The 19246-nt window shown below is 66.3% G+C and carries 18 protein-coding genes, 1 tRNA gene and 1 pseudogene (1 of these 20 cut by a window edge); 11 read left to right on the top strand and 9 right to left on the bottom strand.

Annotated features, from left to right (window positions below):
• Positions 1-3 precede the first annotated feature (3 nt).
• Positions 4-1623 carry a tetratricopeptide repeat protein gene (locus tag E6K76_05050; protein TMQ59436.1) on the top strand — a complete coding sequence of 540 codons (1620 nt, stop codon included), beginning with the start codon at positions 4-6 and terminating at the stop codon, positions 1621-1623.
• 42 nt (positions 1624-1665) lie between these two features.
• Here the strand turns inward: E6K76_05050 and E6K76_05045 are convergent, their stop codons facing one another.
• Complete coding sequence (locus E6K76_05045) at positions 1666-2436, bottom strand: transporter (GenBank protein ID TMQ59435.1); 771 nt, start codon at positions 2434-2436, stop codon at positions 1666-1668.
• Positions 2437-2610: 174 nt separating this feature from the next.
• Between E6K76_05045 and E6K76_05040 the strand changes: the two genes are divergently transcribed.
• The 5 genes from E6K76_05040 to E6K76_05020 all read left to right on the top strand — a co-directional run bounded on the left by E6K76_05040 (position 2611) and on the right by E6K76_05020 (position 6489).
• On the top strand, positions 2611-3108 hold the full coding sequence (locus tag E6K76_05040; protein TMQ59434.1) for a hypothetical protein: 498 nt from the start codon (positions 2611-2613) through the stop codon (positions 3106-3108).
• Between the two features lie 124 nt (positions 3109-3232).
• A complete protein-coding gene (locus tag E6K76_05035) occupies positions 3233-3796 on the top strand; it encodes a metal-dependent transcriptional regulator (protein ID TMQ59433.1) in 564 nt (187 codons plus the stop codon).
• Positions 3685-4053 (top strand): ferrous iron transport protein A, encoded by a 369-nt coding sequence (locus E6K76_05030; GenBank protein ID TMQ59432.1) that lies wholly within the window; start codon positions 3685-3687, stop codon positions 4051-4053. Before E6K76_05035 ends, E6K76_05030 begins: the two co-directional genes overlap by 112 nt.
• A complete protein-coding gene (feoB, locus tag E6K76_05025; protein ID TMQ59431.1) occupies positions 4037-6313 on the top strand; it encodes a ferrous iron transport protein B in 2277 nt (758 codons plus the stop codon). The genes E6K76_05030 and feoB overlap by 17 nt, the downstream gene beginning before the upstream one ends.
• The gene (locus E6K76_05020; GenBank protein ID TMQ59430.1) at positions 6310-6489 is read left to right on the top strand and encodes a hypothetical protein; all 180 of its coding nucleotides are present in this window, start codon (positions 6310-6312) and stop codon (positions 6487-6489) included. Before feoB ends, E6K76_05020 begins: the two co-directional genes overlap by 4 nt.
• A 32-nt stretch (positions 6490-6521) precedes the next feature.
• Here E6K76_05020 and E6K76_05015 read toward each other — a convergent pair whose 3' ends face one another.
• Positions 6522-8432: a M61 family metallopeptidase gene (locus tag E6K76_05015; protein TMQ59429.1), complete on the bottom strand. Its 1911-nt coding sequence runs from the start codon at positions 8430-8432 to the stop codon at positions 6522-6524.
• Positions 8433-8532: 100 nt separating this feature from the next.
• On the opposite strand from E6K76_05015, the gene E6K76_05010 reads away from it, so the two are divergent.
• From E6K76_05010 to E6K76_05000, 3 genes are read left to right on the top strand one after another with little or no spacing between them, the layout of a single operon-like run.
• Positions 8533-9534 carry a threonine/serine dehydratase gene (locus E6K76_05010; protein TMQ59428.1) on the top strand — a complete coding sequence of 334 codons (1002 nt, stop codon included), beginning with the start codon at positions 8533-8535 and terminating at the stop codon, positions 9532-9534.
• On the top strand, positions 9531-10538 hold the full coding sequence (locus tag E6K76_05005; protein TMQ59427.1) for an ornithine cyclodeaminase family protein: 1008 nt from the start codon (positions 9531-9533) through the stop codon (positions 10536-10538). The genes E6K76_05010 and E6K76_05005 overlap by 4 nt, the downstream gene beginning before the upstream one ends.
• Positions 10468-11490 (top strand): threonine/serine dehydratase, encoded by a 1023-nt coding sequence (locus tag E6K76_05000; protein ID TMQ59426.1) that lies wholly within the window; start codon positions 10468-10470, stop codon positions 11488-11490. Before E6K76_05005 ends, E6K76_05000 begins: the two co-directional genes overlap by 71 nt.
• Positions 11491-11536: 46 nt before the next feature.
• Here the strand turns inward: E6K76_05000 and E6K76_04995 are convergent, their stop codons facing one another.
• Entirely contained in the window at positions 11537-12400 is an 864-nt protein-coding gene (locus E6K76_04995; GenBank protein ID TMQ59425.1) for a hypothetical protein, read from the bottom strand.
• On the bottom strand, positions 12387-13682 hold the full coding sequence (locus E6K76_04990; GenBank protein ID TMQ59424.1) for a T9SS type A sorting domain-containing protein: 1296 nt from the start codon (positions 13680-13682) through the stop codon (positions 12387-12389). The genes E6K76_04995 and E6K76_04990 overlap by 14 nt, the downstream gene beginning before the upstream one ends.
• Positions 13683-13707: 25 nt before the next feature.
• Here E6K76_04990 and E6K76_04985 point away from each other — a divergent pair, with 25 nt between their 5' ends.
• Positions 13708-14256 (top strand): hypothetical protein, encoded by a 549-nt coding sequence (locus E6K76_04985; protein ID TMQ59423.1) that lies wholly within the window; start codon positions 13708-13710, stop codon positions 14254-14256.
• 52 nt (positions 14257-14308) lie between these two features.
• On the opposite strand, the gene E6K76_04980 is transcribed toward E6K76_04985, so the two are convergent.
• The 5 genes from E6K76_04980 to E6K76_04960 form a co-directional block, all read right to left on the bottom strand.
• Complete coding sequence (locus tag E6K76_04980; protein ID TMQ59422.1) at positions 14309-15556, bottom strand: hypothetical protein; 1248 nt, start codon at positions 15554-15556, stop codon at positions 14309-14311.
• A 43-nt stretch (positions 15557-15599) separates the two neighbouring features.
• Positions 15600-16991, bottom strand: coding sequence for an NAD-dependent succinate-semialdehyde dehydrogenase (locus E6K76_04975; GenBank protein ID TMQ59421.1), 1392 nt, complete (start codon positions 16989-16991; stop codon positions 15600-15602).
• Positions 16992-17043: 52 nt separating this feature from the next.
• Positions 17044-18036, bottom strand: coding sequence for a TGS domain-containing protein (locus E6K76_04970; protein TMQ59420.1), 993 nt, complete (start codon positions 18034-18036; stop codon positions 17044-17046).
• Between the two features lie 45 nt (positions 18037-18081).
• Complete coding sequence (locus E6K76_04965; protein TMQ59419.1) at positions 18082-18903, bottom strand: IS1 family transposase; 822 nt, start codon at positions 18901-18903, stop codon at positions 18082-18084.
• Between the two features lie 64 nt (positions 18904-18967).
• Positions 18968-19040: transfer RNA gene (locus tag E6K76_04960), tRNA-Ala, on the bottom strand.
• 187 nt (positions 19041-19227) lie between these two features.
• On the opposite strand from E6K76_04960, the pseudogene E6K76_04955 reads away from it, so the two are divergent.
• A pseudogene (locus E6K76_04955) lies at positions 19228-19246 on the top strand (hypothetical protein); it runs 398 nt beyond the window's last position.

Below are 19246 nucleotides of genomic sequence, written 5' to 3'. Positions count from 1 at the left end.
GCGGTGACACGAAGGCTCATGGTGCTCTGCGGATCACTCGTATGGCTCAACCTCTCTGGGGCCGCGCGCGCGGATGTGCCGCTCTACTCGGGCCTCGGCACCCTGCATCACGCGGTAACGACCCGCTCCCCGGCCGCGCAGCGCTACTTCGATCAAGGTTTAAAGCTCTGCTACGCCTTCAATCACGACGAAGCGATTCGGGCGTTCCGGGAGGCGGTAAGGCTCGATCCGTCGTGCGCCATGGGGCACTGGGGAATCGCTTATGCGCTCGGGCCGAACGTGAACCTCCCGGTCGATCCCGACCGCGAACGGGAAGCATTCGCCGAAGTGCAGAAGGCGCGCCAGCGCGGAGCGGCGGCGACGGCACGCGAGCGCGCGTACATCGATGCGCTGGCGAGGCGCTATTCGGACGATCCCAAAGCGGATCTCCATGCGCTGGATGTCGCGTTCGCGGACGCGATGCGCGGGCTCTCGGTGAAATACCCGGACGACCTGGACGCCGCCGTGATTTTCGCCGAGGCGCTTCTCGACGTGAGACCCTGGGACTGGTGGTCGCGCGACGGGAAGCCGCAGCCTGGAACGCTGGAGGCCGTCCAGGCCCTGACCCGGGTGCTCCGGAAGAGCCCATCCCACATCGGGGCGAACCATCTCTTTATCCACGCGATCGAGGAATCCCCCAATCCGGCGCGCGCCCTTCCGGCCGCGAGCCGCCTTGCGCGCCTTGCGCCGAACGCCGGACACCTCGTGCACATGCCCTCGCACGTCTACATGCTGGTTGGTCGGTACCACGAAGCGGCCGAGCTGAACCGCAAGGCGATCGGCGTGGACCTGGCCTATATCGAGAAGGAGAAACCCCAGGGCGTCTACCCGCACATGTACTTGAGCCACAACATGCACATGGGCTGGGCGGCGATGAGCTTCGAGGGCAGGAGCAAGGAAGCGATTCGAATGGCGCGAACGCTGGCCAGCCACGTGTCGGTCGACATGGTGCGCACGATGCCGCCGATGGAGTTCTGGCTTCCGGTGCCCTATTTCGCGCTCGCGCGCTTCGCCAAATGGGACGAGATCCTTCGCGAGCCCGCCCCCCCTCAGGACATGCGGTACACGACGGGAATGTGGCACTACGCGCGCGGCGTGGCGTTCGCCGCGACCGGGAATCCGGATGCCGCCTCGATGGAACGGGACAGCCTCGAGGCGATCGCGGCGGCCATGACGCCGGAGGCGATGGCGGGGCTCAATTCGTCGGCCGCGCTCCTTCGGCTGGCGACGGCCGTCCTGGACGGAGAACGCGCGATGCGAGCGGGACGTCCCGAGGAGGCGATCGAAAGCTTCCGGGCCGCAGTGGCCGCGGAGGATTCGCTCCACTACGACGAGCCGCCCCCCTGGTACTACCCCGTGCGGCAGTCCCTGGGAGCGGCGCTGCTCCGGGCCGGGAAGCCCGCCGACGCCGAGGCGGTCTACCGGGCGGACCTGAAGCGACATCCCGGAAACGGCTGGTCGCTCTACGGGCTCGCCGAGGCTTTGAACGCCCGCGGGCGGATCACGGAAGGGCTCGGCGCGAAGAAGCGTTTCGTTCGCGCGTGGGCGCGGGCCGACGTGAAACTATCCGGGTCGGTGCTCTAAGGGGAGCCTTCGCCTGGCGCCGATTCCTTGCCGGCGCATCGCTCAGCGTCCGAGATAGAGATCTCGGCCGATCTTGATCACGAGCGCGAGAGAGACGGCGAGCACCAGCGCCCGGATGAGGCGATCTCCTCGGCGAACGGCGATGTGGGCGCCGAGGAATCCTCCAAGCAGTTGCGCGCCCGCCATCGGGAGCGCGATCGACCACACGATGACGCCTCGATGGGCGAAGATCGCGGCCGCGGCCACATTCGAGGCGAAATTCGCGATCTTGGCGTCCGCGCTGGCGCGCGCCATCGACAGCCTCAGAAAGACGACGAACCCCGCGATGTAAAAGGTCCCGGCACCCGGTCCGAAGAAGCCGTCGTAGGTGCCGACCGCGAGCGCCACGAGACCCGCGGCCCACCACGCCCCGCCCTTGCTCCCGCGCGGCTCTCCGCGCGGATTGGGCCGCACGATCGTCACGAGGATGGCGGCGACGATGAGGAGGACGAGCACCAGCGGCCGAAGCACCTCCGGGCGGATCACGAGGACGAGCGTGGTCCCGATCAAAGCGCCCAGGAACGCCGTCGGAAACGTGATCCTTCCCGTATCCCGGTCGACGAGACCTGCCCTTGCATAGCGGATCGCGGCCGCGAGCGAACCGAAGAGCGATTGCCCCTTATTGGTTCCGAGGGCCAAATGCGGCGGGAGCCCTACCGCGAGGAGCGCCGGCACGATGATCAGGCCACCCCCACCGGCGATCGCGTCCACCGTCCCCGCACAGAATGCGGCGAAGACCAGGATCAGGTGCTCTGGGAGATTCACAGGGTGCATGGTGGAGTGCGGCCTCCGCCGGGCGGAGGCGGATCGCCGCCCCCGCAGTGTAACCGCAGCCCGCGTCGATGGCCAGGGGCCGCGCGGGAAAATCGGCGTTGCGCGGACCATGCTTTGTACTATAAAGTAGTTTTCATAAATTTAGCCGAAAGGAAAGGGGATGGTATGTCCCTCATGCCCCAGTACGCCCCGATCGTCGTTCTCCTGTTTCTCGGCACGGTCCTCGCCGTCATGCTCGCGGCGGCGGCGGCGGTCTACGGCACGGTCCGGAACCAGCCGGCCGTGCGCCGCTGGACCGCGATGGGCCTCGGCGTGATCCTCCTCGGATACGCGACGCTTCTCTTCGGAGCGTCGCTCACGAGCCAGGAGCGCGTGCTCGCGCCCGGAGTGAAGAAGTACTTCTGCGAGATCGACTGTCACCTCGCCTATTCGGTGGAGGGCGTGTCGAAGAGGAAATCCCTGGGCGCTCCGCCCCATGAGACGAGGGCCGAGGGGACTTTCTATCTTGTGTCGGTCAAGACCTGGTTCGACGAAAGCACGTTCGGACCCTCGCCGGCCGCCCAGCGGGCGATCGAGACCATGGGGTGGGAATCGACCCCGCTCTCCCGGCCCCTCATTCCCGGCGGGTCCTACGTTACCCCCCTGCACCGCAAGATCTGGTTTCGACTCTAGGAGAGGTCCGCACGCGGAAACTCTGCCGGGCCGAGGGGAAAGCCCTTGACATCGCCGGGCCATCTCGGATATTAAGCATGGTTAACTTTATTCAGCATGCTGCCAGAGGGTCGGAGGCTCGCCCGTGGAAATCTGGAAACGGTTCAACGACAAAGAATTGACGCATTCCATGGCGCACTATCTGCAGGCCGTGGCCGGCCTTAAACACGAAAAAGGCCACGCCCGCGTGGGGGACATCGCCGATCGGCTCGGCGTTTCGAAGAGCGGGGTCACCTCGATGCTTCGCTCCCTCTCATCGCGCGGACTGGTAACCCACGAGCCCTACGGCTGCGTCGAGCTTACCGACGCCGGGCACCGACTGGCCCGGCGCACGGAATCCAATCGCCACGTGCTCACGATGTTTTTTACGAGCATCCTACGCGTTCCGCAAGAGATCGCCTACGAGGACGCGTGCATGATCGAGCATCTCGTGGGTCCCGAATCGATGATCCAGTTCCTGCGTCTGACCGCCTTCATCGGCTCCGACCACCCCGCCGCGAACAGGTTCCGGACCGCGTTCCGCGAGTACCAGCATCGATGCGCGGGCAAAGAAGCCCACAAGGAGTGCCCGGTCTGCAAGGAAGGACGCTGCCTCGCGGAAACCTTCCCGGGGCTCGCCGGCCCGCCGGAGGAGGGGGCGCTCGAGTGACCCCGCCGCGCGACCGCGCCGACCGGCGCACCAGAAAGCTGGCGGAGCTCGAGCCCGGGTCACGCGGGATCGTCCGGCGCGTGTCGGGTGAGCCGGGGCTCCTTCGCCGCCTGATGGAGCTGGGCTTCGTCCCGGGAACGCCTGTCACGTTCGTGCGTCGGGCTCCGATGGGCGATCCGATCGAGCTCAGACTCCGCGGCACCCATTTTTCGATCCGAACCTCCGAGGCAGACAGAATCGATGTCGATCCCTTCTGAGCTTGCGGAAGTCGAATCGAAGCCCGCGGTCCGCCTCGAGCTCCGCGACCCCGCTCCACGACGGAGCCGGCGCAAGCTGGTCGCGATCGCCGGCGGCCCGAACTGCGGGAAGTCCACCCTCTTCAACAAGCTCACCGGGTTACGGCAGAAGGTAGCGAACTACCCGGGCGTCACGGTGGAGAAGAAGGCGGGTTTTTGCGCGCTTCGCTCCGGAAGTGTGCTGGAGCTGCTCGACCTGCCCGGCACCTACAGCCTGCGGCCCGGGTCCCCCGACGAAGTCGTGGTGCGCGACGTGCTCCTGGGCGTCCAGGCCCACACGCCGCTTCCCGATCTCACGCTCCTCGTGCTCGACTCCACGTGTCTCGATCGCCAGCTCTACCTCTGCATGCAGCTGATCGAAATCGGAAGACCGGTTCTCGTAGCGCTCAACATGATGGATACCGCGCGGGACGAGGGGCTCGATATTGACGCCGGTCTCCTCTCGCGCGCTCTGGGCGCCCCGGTCGTCCCCATTTCGGCCCGAACCGGAAGCGGCATCGCCCAGCTGATGGAAGCCATGGAGCGCGAGGTCCCGCCTCCGCGGCCCGTGACGCGCGGCCTTCCCGAGCCGCTTCGAGACGCGGCGGAGCGGATTGCGCGGATGCTCGCGCCCGTAGGGCCCCTTGCGGCGTTGAGCCGCTTTCATGTCGCGATGGCGCTCCTCCTCGACGAAGGGGAGGAGGACTCGCTCATCGATGCGGCCCCGATCCCCGCACGGCGGGAGGTCATGACGCTCCGCGCGCGGCTCGACGCGGAAATTCCAGAGTGGCGCTCCCACGAGCCCATCGGCCATTACCACGCGATCGAAGAGCTGGTCCGGAAGGCCACGCTTCGGGTCAAACCCGAGGCGAAGCTCCGGGAGCGGATCGACCGCGTGCTGACCCACCGCGTGCTCGGCCCTCTGATTTTCGTTCTCCTGATGGCCGTCGTCTTCCAGTCGGTCTTCATGTGGGCGACACCGATCATGAACGCGATCGACGCAGGGGTATCGGCGCTCGGCCGGTTCATCGCCCCGGCGCTCCCGGCGGGGCCGATCCGTTCCCTCGTCGTGGACGGCGCGATCGCCGGCGTGGGCGCCGTCGTGACCTTCGTCCCCCAGATCGCGATCCTTTTCCTCTTCATCTCGCTCATGGAGGACTCCGGCTACTTGGCGCGCGGGGCGTTCATCATGGACCGACTCATGCGCGGCGTTGGGCTCTCCGGACGCGCCTTCATCCCGCTCCTCTCCTCCTTCGCATGCGCCATTCCCGGGATCATGGCTACCCGTACGATCGACAACCGGCGCGACCGTTTGACGACGATCCTCATCGCGCCGTTCATGTCCTGCAGCGCGAGGCTTCCCGTTTACGCGCTCCTGATCGGAGCCTTCATCCCGAATCGCACGGTCGGATTCCTGAACCTCCCCGGGCTCGTGCTCTTCTCCCTCTACGTATTGGGAATTCTGGCCGCGGTGCTCGTGGCGTGGGCATTGAAGCGCACCGCGCTCCGGGGAAGCCGTCCGCTCTACGTGATGGAATTGCCGCCCTATCGCCTTCCCTCCTTGCGTTCGGTGCTCCTCACCGTCCGGGACCGCGCCGGGCTCTTCGTCCAGAAAGCGGGCACGGTGATCCTCGCGGTCTCGATCGTGCTCTGGTTCCTCGCCTCCTATCCCAAGAGCCCGGGCCGGGTCCTTCCCCTCGAGAAACGGCTCGAGGCGGTCGAGGATGACGCGGCGAAAGCGGCCGCTCGCGGATGGGCCGCGGAGGCGGGCGCGAAGAAAGCCGAGGCGGCCCAGATCCAGAACGAGATCGCGGGCATCTCCCTTCGTGATTCCTTCGCGGGACGCGCGGGCCGTCTCATCGAGCCGGCGATCGCGCCCCTCGGATTCGATTGGAAGATCGGAATCGCGCTTCTCTCCTCGTTCGCGGCGCGTGAAGTCATGGTTTCGACGATGGCAACCGTCTACAACTTGGGGGACGTGGACCAGACGTCGGTTTCCCTGCGGGAGAAGCTGCGCCACGCCGAAAATCCGCGCGGGGGGAAAGCCTACTCCCCGCTCATGGCGGTGAGCCTCATGGTGTTTTTCGTGCTCGCCTGCCAATGCATGTCGACCGTCGCCGTCGTGCGCCGGGAGACGAACTCTTGGCGGTGGCCGATTTTCATGGTCGTGATGATGAACGGGCTCGCCTGGATCGCCTCCCTCGCGGTCTACCAAGGCGGAAAGCTCATGGGGTTAGGGTGAGCGCGGGCTGGCAGGACCTGGTCGCGGTGCTCGCCGCGCTTCTCTCGGGCGGGTGGCTCCTCCGACGGTGGATGCACAGGCGGCGCGCCCAGCCCGGATGCGACCGCTGCGCCGCCGCCCTCTCGAAGGCCATGAGACGGCCCACGGCTCGGCGCTCGGAGTCCCCCGCCCCCTGAAGCGGCCCCGCGCGGCGGGGAATCGGTTCGCCCTAGGGTTTCTTGGCAGCGCCTCCTGCGGCGTGCGACGCGAGATCGACCCCGAGCAGATCGGGCACCTCTGTCACCCGCACGAGCCGCGGATATCGCTCTCCACCCACGTAGTCGATTCGATAGGACGCGTAGAAATCCCCGTTTTGCGCCAGGATCTCGATCGCGCTCCGGGAGCGCGCGGCAGCCCGAATCGCCTCATGGATCGCGTCCGCCGTCCACTTCCGGCCGTTCACCGCCGTCAGCTTCATTCCCGGGCCGAGCCCCGCCTTCGCGGCCGGGCTCCTGGGCAGGAGATCCAGGATTTCCCCCTCGTCGTTGAGATAGAGTCCGATGGAGTAGCGTAGGTCGACCCGCTTCCTGGCCTTTTCAAGGCTTTTCTGATATGCCGATGCGGAGTCGGCGTAGGTGAGCTTCCATCCGCCGCGCTCGATTCCACCCAGCGGCGCGTGCGGCCTCACCTCGGTGACGCGCTCGCTGAAAAACTTCCGCCAGTCGTAGGGTTGAACGTCGTTCATCGTCGAGACCACATCCTCGAACGTGTAGGGCCTCACCACCGGCGCGCCCCCCTCCCCTCCATGAAAGCGGCGGCAGAAGTCATCCAGTGATCGGGCGCCCTTGCTCTCGTTTCGGATGATCGCGTCGGCCTCCAGCCAAAAGAGAAGACTCTCGTTGTAAAAGTCGACGCCGCGCCGCCAGGAGGACCAGGGCCACCCGGAGCCGTAGAGGAACTGCGCCGAGACCGCGGTGTCGAGGAGCGGCCGCCAGGTCCGGCCCGGCTCGTTTTCCAGCTCGGCGGCCACGCTCGCGAGGTATTCGCGCGCCTGCTCGGGGGTCAAGAGTCCGCTCCGCGCCGCGAACAGCCACCCCAGGTACTCCGTGAGGCCCTCGTACACCCACAGCAGATCGGTCTTCATCGGCACTTCGTAGTTCGGGGTCGCGAGGTCGGCGGGGCGGCGGTGTTTCCCGTTCCAGGAGTGGGCAAACTCGTGGGGAAGCAGGTCCGCCGACCGGAGCCTCTGATCCTCGTCGATCAACGTTCGTTCCTTCACACGATTGTCGCTCGACTCGTGATGCTCCAACCCGAACGAGGGCACGTGATCGCTCAGGGTCAAGAGGAAGTGGTATTCGCGGTAGTGACGCGCGCCGAACGTCGCGCCCGCCTCCCGAACGAGCTGCGAATAGTGCTCCTCGACCTCTCGAGGCATCTCGATCGCTTCCCGGCTGTCCGCCGCGATGTGGATCACGTGGCGCGGCGTGATCTCGGGCGCGAGCGCGATCGTACGAAAATAGCGGCCCGCAAGGACCGGCGAGTCGATGAGCGTCACGATCGGCGCCGGCTTGAACTCGACCGAACCGCCCGACTCCCTCGCGACCGGAAGCGCGGTCCCGTACTTCCATCCCGCGGGAAGACGGAGGGTCGCCGTGTAGATCAGACTGTCCAGCGGGATCCCGGTCGGGTAGAGGAGGACCTGGTTCCAATTCAGGACGGCCAGGTTCGCGGTGGAAGACGCTCCAAAGGTGAACCCCTCCTCCTCCCCCGAGAGAAGAAAGTCGTACGACAGATCGAGGCTTTTGGCACCGCCCGGCACCGAGACATGGATCGCGTACATTTCCACATCGTCGCGCCGCCACGGCACCGTCTTCCCGTTCGATGTGATCGTGAGACCGGCCAGGTTCACGATCGGCCCCGTCGGGCCGTGCTCGCCGGGGATCCACTTGGGGTAGAAAAGGGTGACCGGCCCTGGCCGCGCCGGAATCCCGAGACGCGCGTGGATGATCCTGCGCGGCGCCTCGGTCAGATCCGCGAAGAGCGTGATCGAATCGGCGCCAAGGACGGGCCGCGGAAGACCGCCCCCGGCGAGGGCCGCGAGGAGAGCTGCTGCCAACAACCGCGCGAAATATCGCATCATTGGATCTCCCTGGAACGTTAGACGGAGCACGGGCGACGGGATACCATGCGCCCGCGGCCGCGATTCCTCAAGAGGCTTGTGCTACGCTCCCGGTTTCCCGATGTCAGCCCTCTCCCGCGCGAACAGGCCCTCTGTGATCGAGGTCTCGGAAATCCGGCGCGCCGCGGATCGGCTTCGCGACAGCGTCCATCACACACCGCTTCTATCCGCCTCGACTCTCGGCGACCGTGCCGGAGTACGGCTCCATCTCAAGTGCGAAAACCTCCAGAAGACCGGATCGTTCAAGCCGCGCGGCGCTTTGAACAAAGTTCTGAGCCTCTCCCGCGCGGAGCGCTCCCGGGGCCTCATCACCGTCTCCGCGGGGAACCATGCCCAGGCGGTCGCATGGGCCGCGCGGCAGGTCGGGGTGCCCTGCGCGGTCGTGATGCCGGTCGATGCGCCCCGATCCAAGCTCGACGCGGTGAGGGGCTACGGCGCGGAAGTGATCCTTCACGGAGACCGGGCGACCCTTTTCGACAAGCTCCACGAGGAGTGCCGCGCGCGCGGCGCCACCTTCGTCCACCCGTTCGACGATCCCGTCGTGCTCGCCGGAGCCGGCACGGTGGGGCTCGAAATCATGGAGCAGATGCCCGAGTCGCAGGCGGTGATCGTCCCGGTGGGAGGGGGAGGTCTCCTGAGCGGCGTCGCGTGCGCGGTCAAGGCGCTGAGCCCGATGACCCGCGTCATCGCGGTGGAGCTCGAAGCGGGACCGGGGCTCAAGCCGGCGCTCGACGCAGGGAAGCCCGTGACCGTGACCCGGCCGTCGAACACGCTCGCCGACGGGATGACGCCTCCGTTCGTGGGCGCGATCCCGCTCGAGGTGGCCCGTCGGTTCGTGGATGAGATCGTGAACGTCTCGGAGGAGGAGATTATCGCCGCGATGGAGCTCCTGATCACCCGCGCCAAGCTTTACGTCGAAGGCTCGGGGGCCGCCGCCTCCGCGGCGCTCCTTTCGGGCCGGGTCCGGCTCCCCGAGGGCGCCCGCACCGTCGCCGTCGTTTCGGGCGGCAACGTGGACCTGGCCCGCGCGTGCTCGGCGTTCCAGGAGGGCTACGAGAGATGAGCACCCTCGTCATCCCGCAACGAGACGTATCCAAGCTTCTTCCCATGGCGGAGTGCGTGGATCTCATGGCCGAGGCCCTCCGGACGCTCAGCCGCGGCCACGCCGTCCTCCCGCTCCGCACCGCGGTGTGGCTGCCCGACCGATCGGGGCTCCTCGGCGTCATGCCGGCCTATCTCGGAGCGCCGCCATCGATGGGACTCAAGGCGGTTTCGGTCATGCCCGGAAACCACGGCACGGAGTACGACTCGCACCAGGGGGTGGTGCTCCTCTTCGAGATCGAGCACGGCTCGCTTCTCGCCGTGATCGATGCTACTTCCATCACGGCGATCCGGACGGCCGCGGTGAGCGCCGCCGCCACCCGGCTTCTGGCGCGGGAGGACGCCGGCGACCTCGCGATCCTGGGCTCGGGGGTGCAGGCGGCGTCGCACCTCGAGGCCATGCGCGTGGCGCGGCCCATCCGAAGAGTCAGGGTATGGAGCCGCGACGCCGCGCACGCCCGGTCGTTCGCCGAGCGGGAATCCGCGCGCTACGGATCGCCGGTCGAGGCGGTCGCGGACCCGCGCGCCGCGGTGGAGCGCGCGGATTTGATCTGCACCACCACCGCGTCGCGCGAACCGGTCCTTCGCGGCGAGTGGCTCTCTCCCGGCGTCCACATCAACGCGGTCGGCTCCTCGTTCGCGACCGGGCGCGAGCTGGACACCCCGGCCGTCAAGCGCGCGAAGCTCTACGTCGATCGTCTCGAATCCGCGCTCCACGAAGCCGGGGATTTCCTCATCCCTCGGACCGAAGGGGCGATCGGCGAGGACCATATCGTCGGCGAGGTAGGCGAGGCGTTCCTGGGTCGCATCGAGGGCCGTCGGTCCGGGAAGGAGATCACGCTCTTCAAATCGGTCGGGCTCGCGGTCGAGGATCTTGCCGCGGCGCACCACGTCTATGAAAAGGCGAGAGAGAGCGGAGCCGGAATCGCGATCGAGCTGGGAGGGCGGCGCGATCAAGGCCATTGATCCACCCCGACCCGAGGAGATCCTCGCCGCGCGGGAGCGCATCGCCGGTTCCGCGGTCCGCACGCCCCTGGTTCCCTTAAACGTTCCCGAAGCGCCGGGCGGGATCTATCTCAAGCTCGAGAGCCTCCAACCCATCGGGTCCTTCAAGCTCCGCGGCGCGGCGAACGCGATGCGGCTCGCGGACCCGGCGGCCCTCCGAAACGGCGTCTATACCGCGAGCGCGGGAAACATGGCGCAGGGGGTGGCCTGGAGCGCCCGCGCCATGGGGGTCCCCTGCACCGCGATCGTCCCGGATCGCGCGCCGCAAACCAAGCTCGAGGCGATCGAGCGGCTCGGCGCCACCGTCGTGAAGGTCCCATTCGAAACGTGGTGGCGGGTCATCGAGGAGCATCGCTATCCGGGCATGCGAGGGGTCTTCGTCCATCCGGTGTCCGATCCGGCCGTGATCGCCGGAAACGGGACCATCGGGCTCGAGATACTCGAGGACCTCCCAGACACCGACTCGATCTTGGTTCCCTACGGCGGAGGCGGGCTTCTCTCGGGCGTCGCCGCCGCGGTGCTCGCGAAGAGACCAACGGTCCGGACCTACGCGTGTGAGGTGGAGACCGCGGCGCCGCTCGCCGCGTCGCTCGCGGCCGGCACGCCTGTGACGATCGAGCATCGCGCGAGCTTCGTCGATGGGATCGGCGGACGAAGCGTTCTTCCGGAAATGTGGCCGATGGTTCGAGGATTCGTCGAGGGCTCGATCGTGGTGACGCTCGAGGAGGTCGCCTCCGCGATCCGAATTCTCGCGGAACGGAATCGAGTGATCGCGGAAGGCGCCGGCGCGGCACCGGTCGCAGCGGCGCTCCGCGGCGATGCGGAGGGTCGGAAGATCGTCTGTGTCGTCTCGGGCGGGAATATCGACTTGACGAAGCTCGCGCGAATTCTCGCGGGGGAAATCCCGCGCTAGGGCGGGCCGGCGATCGCGCACCCGGGCTTCGGCCCCGCGACCATGACTAGGGTTCCCGGCCCCGTACCAGGACCCGAACCACGACGTAGTCCGCCACCGGACGGCCGTCCACGCGCGCCGGTTCGAACGTCCACCGCGCAAGCGCCCCGCTCGCGGCGGCGACCACGTCGGGATCCATCGTTCCCTGCTCGTCCATATCGAGGAAACGCGAGTCGTGCAACCGTCCGTCCCTTCCTACCATCACAACGAACGGCACGACCGTGGGGAGCGGGGCGGCGCAACCGGCACAGAGCGCGGCCTCCTGGGTCAAGGGCTTGGGCTTTTCCGTGATCTCGTCCTCCAGGAGGGCCTCGGTGCTGTCGATGGGAACGAGATAGCGCCCGCCGTAGCGATACCTCTGCCCTCCACGCACGGTCTCGAAACGGGTCGCGCGCGGCGCCCGAGCGTAGATCACCGTGTCCGGTCTCACTTCGATCGGCAGGAGGAAGTCCGTCTCATCCGAGCCCCGCTCCTCCCCCGCTTCGATTCCAAGCCAACCGCGAATCACGTAGCTCCCGACCCGCACCGGGCGGATCATGATCTGGAACACCCGCCCCGCATGCTTCCTCGATCGCCTCGAGACATGCGCGACGCTCACCGTGTCTCCCGAAACAACTTCGATTCCCTCCGGGACGCTGATCCTGGCGATGCTCGTCACGGGCCCGTCGTAGGCGTCCTCTCCCCAGACTCGGACGAGGAGGGGCGAGGGCTCGTTGATGCGCGGCGGAAATTTGAAATAGCCTGAGATCCCGAAGGCGGGTTCTCCCTCGGCCCCGGGATTCGCGCCCGCCAGGGGCGCCCCCACGAAAAGCGCGGCCAGCGCGGTCGAGAGACACGCCGCTACTCTCGCCCCGCGTCTACCGCGACTCAAGGACCACCGTTCGACTCGAGACGTGAGCGCCATCCGACGTGAGCCGGATCCAGTAGACACCCTGCGGAACGCGGTCCCCAGCCTGGCTGCGTCCATCCCAGCCGATTTCCTCACGCGCCCCGGCGCCGGTCCCGTGTCCGATTTCACGCACGCGGCGTCCCACGAGATCAAACACTTCGAGACGCCACTTCTTTCCGGCCGAGGCCGCGAAAAAGATCCTGGACCCCCCCGTGGAGGGGTTCGGGGCCACCGTCAGCGACATGCTCGGCCGGGGGCCAGAGGCGCCCACGCCGGTCACCGTGCCCACGCTCCACCAGGGGACGGTCGTGGGGTCATGCTCGAAGAACGCCAGAAGACTGTCGGCCACGATCACCCGGGCCCCCATGGCGGGATGCGTCCCATCGCTCTGGAAATAGCTGCACGGCCAGGTCAGCCCGTCCCCGCGCGGATTCAACCCGTCCGCCCAGAGGTAAGGTCCCCACGAGAGCCATGGCGCCTCGACCGCGCCGCGTGCCGGATCGTAGTTCAGGCTGTCCCCTCGAGCTTGGGAATCGACGAGCCACTTCACGGCGAACGCCGATTCATAGGCATAAGGCTCGGGGTTCAGGTTGGTGGTGGCGTAGCCTGCATAGATCCGGCTGGTGATGTAGCAAAGGCGCACGTTCGGGAGCCTCTGTCCGATGATCCGCGCGATCGAGCCCAGGTACCATTGAAGGGTCTCGGCCGACGCCGGGAATCCGCCCCGCGGCCCCGCGATCGCCTCTTTGAGCCAGACGACCTGGGCCTGGAGCGGCGAGGACCCGGTCCGGCGGAGTCTCGTGGCCACCGAATCCCAGTACGCGGCACGGGGATCCTTGATGCGATCGGCCGACATCCCTCCCACGGCACAATCAACGACCATCACGCTCTGTTTCTTGAGCGGATCGGCCATGGCTTTCGGGATGAACGTCTGAAATTCCTGGGTCGTGTTGCTCATTCCGATCGAAATCAGAACGACTTTGCCTGACTGCGGATCCGGGTTCCCCAGCGTATCGAGGGGAGCGATCGAATTCGCGATCGAAAGCCCCGCCTGGGTGTGCGCCGCCGGGCGCTCGTTCGTTCCGCCGCTGTAGAGACCTCCCTGAAACCCTCCATACAGACCGGGGCCCAAGTCGGTGAGCGGAATCAGCCCGGTCGAATCCCTGGCGCAGTCCACCGCCATCGCAGATTGGGCGGTCATCGCGACGATCGCCAGCAGGACGGGCAGGGTGAGGTGGCGAAGGCATGCGTCTTGTCTCATCATGGACCTCCCCTCGGTTAATGTTCGCATGCTCGCTCGCAAGACCCAGGGCACCGCCAGTGGGGCCTGGAACACGCCGGAACGCGCGGTTAGAATCGACTGCGTGGGACTCTTCGTGGCACGCGCAGCCGCATCCATGCTTGTGGCCGGGGTGCTCTCATGCGCGGCCAGCTCGGTCTTTCAACTCTCGGGAGACGAACAGGCCTCGCTCCACCTCGCGATGGGAACGCCGCTCACGTTCACGGTGCCACGGGAGCGATCGCTCCAGACGTGGGACCGGGCCCATGCGTTCGTCGACCGGTATGCCTCGATGAAGCTTCGCTCGGTCACCGACTCCATGCTCGTCACCTATGACCCTCCGACCTACGCGCAGGTTCCGGCCCCGGTGGAAGCAGGATCGAGCATCCGGTTCGGATACACCGTGTCCCGCACTTCGCTCGCGGATGGGATCCAGATTGCCGTCACGTGCACGGCGAGCAGCAAGCTGGGCGAAAAAGACGCCGACCAGAACGCCCATATCGCGGCCTATTACATCATGATGGGGATTATCGCCTGCGACCGCTGCATCGTCCGTTGATCGCTGCCCCGTGGGGGGGACCCCTGACCCCCGGGGCCGCCGGCACCCCGTGTCAGCGGCTCATGGCAACGCCGTGCGGCCTGGCCGGGCCCGACGCGACCGCCGTGTTGAAATCCAGGTTGAACTTGGGGTCCAGCGTGAGCCCCTTCGACGACACGCTCGCCACGTGGATCTTGTGGTCCCCTTCCGCGTGGACCTTGCCCGCATCGTCCTCGTTCAGGAAATAATCGCTGACGACGAGCCTCTTCTCGTCTTTGGTGAGCGCGAGATAGTGCGGCCCGGCGTTGGCGCCAAGGTCCAGCACCTGGAGCAGCTTGGGTGAGTCCGGCTTCGAAGTGTCCAACATCGCGACTTTGCCCGCCTGGTTCATCGTGACGAAGAGCCGTTTGCCGTCCGACGTCATCCGCATGAGCTGCGGCCAGCCCCCCTTGGCGATGGAAGAAAAATCGAAGACGGCCGCGGCCGTTCCGTTCTTCGTGTCGACCAGGTAGAGCTTGTCCGCGCCCATCCCGGCCGTGTAGGCGCGCATGTTCTCGTCCCTGGGTATCAGCCGTACATCGATCGTGCCGCCCGCCCCCGGGATCTCGACCGATCTCACGATGCTCCGGGCCTTGAAGTCCCACACGCGAACGCCGCCGCGCAGCATCAGATCCCCTTCCGATGCCGAGAGAGTCGAAGCCGGGCAGATGAAATCGCTCGTCACCATGAGATTCGCCTCCGGACGAACGGAGATCCCATGCGGGTTGAAGCCATTCTGCGGCGGCTCTGCCGGGTACTCGCCGACGAGCTTGAGGTCCTTGTCGAACTCCACGACGCGCCCGGGGTCATGACCTTGCGCCCCGCCCATCATGGTCACGAGAAACCCGCCGCCGCTCAGCGGGTAGAACTCATCAGTGATCGCCGACTGCGGCGGATCCGCCGACTGGATGAACTTGGGATGGCTCGGGTCCGAGACATCGAAGAAGAAAACCTCCTTCTGCCCCTTCAGAACGCTCAAGAGTCCGCCGGTACCCAAGATCTTGCCGTCGCTCGAGAGCCCGACATGATGAGGCTCGTTCGAAGTCGCTCCCGGCTCCGGGAGGGGCAGCGTCGTGACGACCTTTCCGTAGCCCGGTGAGTGGGGGTCGAAGTCGACCACGGCGAGAAAATCGGGAGCCTTTCGCGCCTGATCTCCAGCCCAGATGTAGAGGTATTTCTCGGAGGTTGGCGAAGGATTGGCGGCGAGAACCGCCGCTCCGATCCCGAGCACCAGCAATCCACAGGCTGCGAGCGTCCAACGGTTCCGCGTTCCCCGAGTCATGATGGTGGTTCCCTCCCGCGTCGGTGGCTTTCCCTAGAGTCCCTCACCCGATGAAGACGGACTTGATGTTCACGAACTCACGAATCCCGAAGCTCGACAGCTCACGGCCGTAGCCTGAGTCCTTGATCCCGCCGAACGGGAGGCGCGGATCGGATCGGACATGGGTGTTCACGAAACACGTTCCCGCCTCGATCGCCTCGGCGGCGAGGCGCTTCGCGCGGCCGACGTCGCTGGTGAAGAGGGCCGCACCGAGCCCGTAGGGGGAATCGTTGGCGACCTGGATCGCTTCCTCTTCGTCAGCGACGCGAATCATCGCGGCCACGGGGCCGAAAAGCTCCTCCGCGTAGGCGGGCGTCCCCTTCCGCACGTCGGTCAGAACGGTTGGAGGATAGTAGGCACCGGGCCCTTTCGGCACCGTTCCGCCGAGCACCGGACGCGCGCCGGCCCGGCAGCTCGCCTCGACCTGACGGTGCAGCTCGTCCCGAAGATCCATTCGGGCGAGCGGACCGATGTCCGTGCGGTCGTCGAGCGGATCGCCGAGGCGCCTGGTCTTCATTTTTTCCACGAAGAGCTGTACGAACCGATCGTGGATTCCGCCCGGCACGATGAAGCGCTTGGCGGCGATACAGCTCTGGCCGCTGTTCATGAGGCGCGACTTCACGCAAGTTTCGGCCGCCCCGTCGAGATCGGCGTCGGAGAAAATCACGTAGGCGTCGCTTCCACCCAGCTCGAGCACCGTTTTCTTGAGCGCCCGCCCCGCGAGACCGGCCACGTGGCGTCCGGCCGCGGCGCTTCCCGTCAGGGAGACTGCGACGATCTCCGGAGATTCGATCACACGGGACACCTGCTCGGATCGAATGAGGAGCACCTCGAAGAGCCCGTTCGGGAACCCGGCCTCCCGGAAGATATCGCCGATCGCCAGCGCGCAACCGGGAACATTGGACGCGTGCTTGAGGACCGCCGCGTTCCCGGCCATGAGCGTCGGGGCGGCGAAACGGAACACCTGCCAAAAGGGGAAATTCCAGGGCATCACCGCGAGCACGACGCCGAGCGGAGAATACGTGACGAAGCTCTCCTTCGCGTCGGTCGGCACCCGCTCGGCCGCGAGAAAGCGTTCGGCGTTCTCGGCAAAATAGTCGCACGCCCACGCGCACTTCTCGATCTCGTTCCTGCCCTGGGCGAGAGGCTTGCCCATTTCGCGCGCCATGAGCGCGGCGTAGCGTTCCTTCCGCTCGACCAGGATGGACGACGCGCGGCGCATCGCCGAGGCGCGCTTGGGAAATCCTTCGCCGCGCCAGACGGCATAGGCGCGATTGGCCCGGTGCAGCGCGGCATCGACCTCGCGCGGATCCGTCTCCTCGTATTCCTGGAGGGTTTCACCCGTCGCCGGGTTGACCGATCGGAGGAGACTCTGCTGCCTCACGTCCTGGGGCATCGCCGTTTCGGCTCCGGGGAAAGGGCATGGCCGGGGTGCGGACCCGGCCCCCTCATGCATGCAACTCGACCACGTCCCGATCGGAGAGCACGTGTTCCCTGTCGACCTGCTGCCCGTCGAACCGGGCGGCTCCCCAAATCCGCGCGTACTTGACGCGCTCCGCGAGCTCCTTGTGCACCGCGAGCGCGAGGGCCTGCACCGTAGCCCCGTGCTTCAAGACGAAAGGCTTTTCGAGATCGGGCTTCCTCCCCGGCTCCTTGGCGTAGATCCGGATTCGTCCCAGCCGCCGGAAGAGCACGGGGCGGAGATCCTCGAGGCCCGCTCCGTGCTCGGCGGAAACGGAGTGAAACGCGAGCCCCGGAGCGATCGAGTCCCGCGCGAGCGCCGCGAACGTGCCATCCGGGTCGAGATCACATTTGTTGCCGACCGCGAGCACGGGTTTCACCTGGAGAAATGTGGGCGCATCGGGCGGAAGGAGCCGGTCCTCGGGCCACACCCGCCCCCGTTCCAAAACCGAGACGAGCTCCCGTGCGCTCTCTTCCAGGTCGTCGGATGTCACATCCAGCACGAGAAGAACTCCGTCGGCGGAATGGACCAGGTTCGCGAGGTAGGGCTCCGTGTGGTGCGGGGCCACGGCGGGGGTGTCCACGAGCTGCACCTGCACATCCTCGAACGGCATCATCCCGGGTAGCGGCACGCGCGTGGTGAAAGGATACGCGGCCACCTCCGGGCGGGCATGGGTCAGCGCCCGCACCAGCGCCGATTTCCCCGCGTTCGGTGGTCCGATCAGGACCCATTGTCCGGCCCCCTCGCGGCGAACGTGCCCGGGGTCAAAGCGCTGCGGTCCGGCGCGCCTCGCATGCTCTCCTTCCTCTTCGAGCTTCGCGATGCGATGTCTCAGATCCGCCTGGATCTTCTCCGTGCCTTTGTGCTTCGGCAGGAGCGCCAGCATCTCCCGGAGCGTTTCGAGCTTCTCGTCATGCGAGGTCGCATGACGGAATCGCTGCTCCGCCTCCTTGTATTGCGGCGTCAGGTTTGCGGGCATGGGTCGAACATCTCCGGTGGAGCGGGACGGGGTAGTGGGTCGTTTTCACTCTAAGAGGCCCACGATTTCTTCCGCCGCCCAGACGTGATCCGCGACTCCGGCCTCCATCGCAGGCGTGACCCGCAATGTCTGGTGAATCCGCCCAAAGTTGTACCACATGAAATGCAGGGCAACCGCAGCCTCTAGGTTCTCCAGCTTCTTTGAGAAGGCATTGGTCAACCGCGTGAACCGTCGCATTGACATGCGCATGGTCAGATTCTGGCGTTCCACGTAGCTCGTGGAGACATGGCGGGGGTCAGGATCGCCAGTGATCGAATCGCGGCGGCATCCGATGCATTTGGCCGGGCTGTACCGAACCTCGTCAGGAACGGCCCCGTACAGCTTTTGGAGCACCGCGTAATCCACGTCCGTTCCGAACGCATCCTCGACCGCGTTCAAATAGGCGCGGTGGCCGTCGGTGGTGATCTGCACGCGCCCGGAGAGACGGCCCGCCAAGTCCTGGCAGAATTCCGTGGCCGCTCCCGCGTCCCGCGACGATACGAGCCAAGACGGGACAACCTTCGTATCGGCACAGAGCGCCGTCCACGTCCAAACGTCCCCGCGTCCATAGTTGCCGCGCTCACGCTCCGGGCGGTTCTTCTCCTTCACGCCGACGAAGCTCCAAATCTCGTCCAGCTGGAGCCGCTTGCATGGCAGGTTCCGTAGGGTCTTGTCCTGGTACTCGAAACACGCACGGCCAAGGTCCACTAGGAGCTTGAGCACGGTTCCCTTGGTGGTATCGGTCATGCGGCAGGTGGCGCGGATCGAGTTTCCCTCTACGAGCACTCGGACAATCTGGGCGCGTCTATCGACGGAGAGCCGATTCATGGATTACTCCCATGGATACCCCATTGAAACTTGACGATTTGGGGAATCCGGTGTATATTAGGTGTGCCCCTGGCGGGTCTTGCACCCGCATCTCACACGTAGCTAGCGGTGGCTCTATCTATTTGAGCTACAGGGGCTTGCACTACTGGCCGTTCACGGCGGCAACCGTGGACGGCCATCTTCTTATCCCAACAGACATAACCCTACCACAAACGCCCCGGCTTGTCAAGGCAATTAGGAGGCTGCCAGCCTCTTTTCGGACCTCACTTAAGCCTTGACACGCGAGAGGCAGAGTCGTATCGTTTCCGCATAGGAGGTGTCCAAATGGGTAAGGTGCGCAGTC

This window comes from Candidatus Eisenbacteria bacterium (assembly GCA_005893275.1).
Taxonomy (GTDB): domain Bacteria; phylum Eisenbacteria; class RBG-16-71-46; order SZUA-252; family SZUA-252; genus WS-7.
Note: the sequence above shows the minus strand (reverse complement) of the source record. Positions and strands in the feature narration are given on the sequence as shown.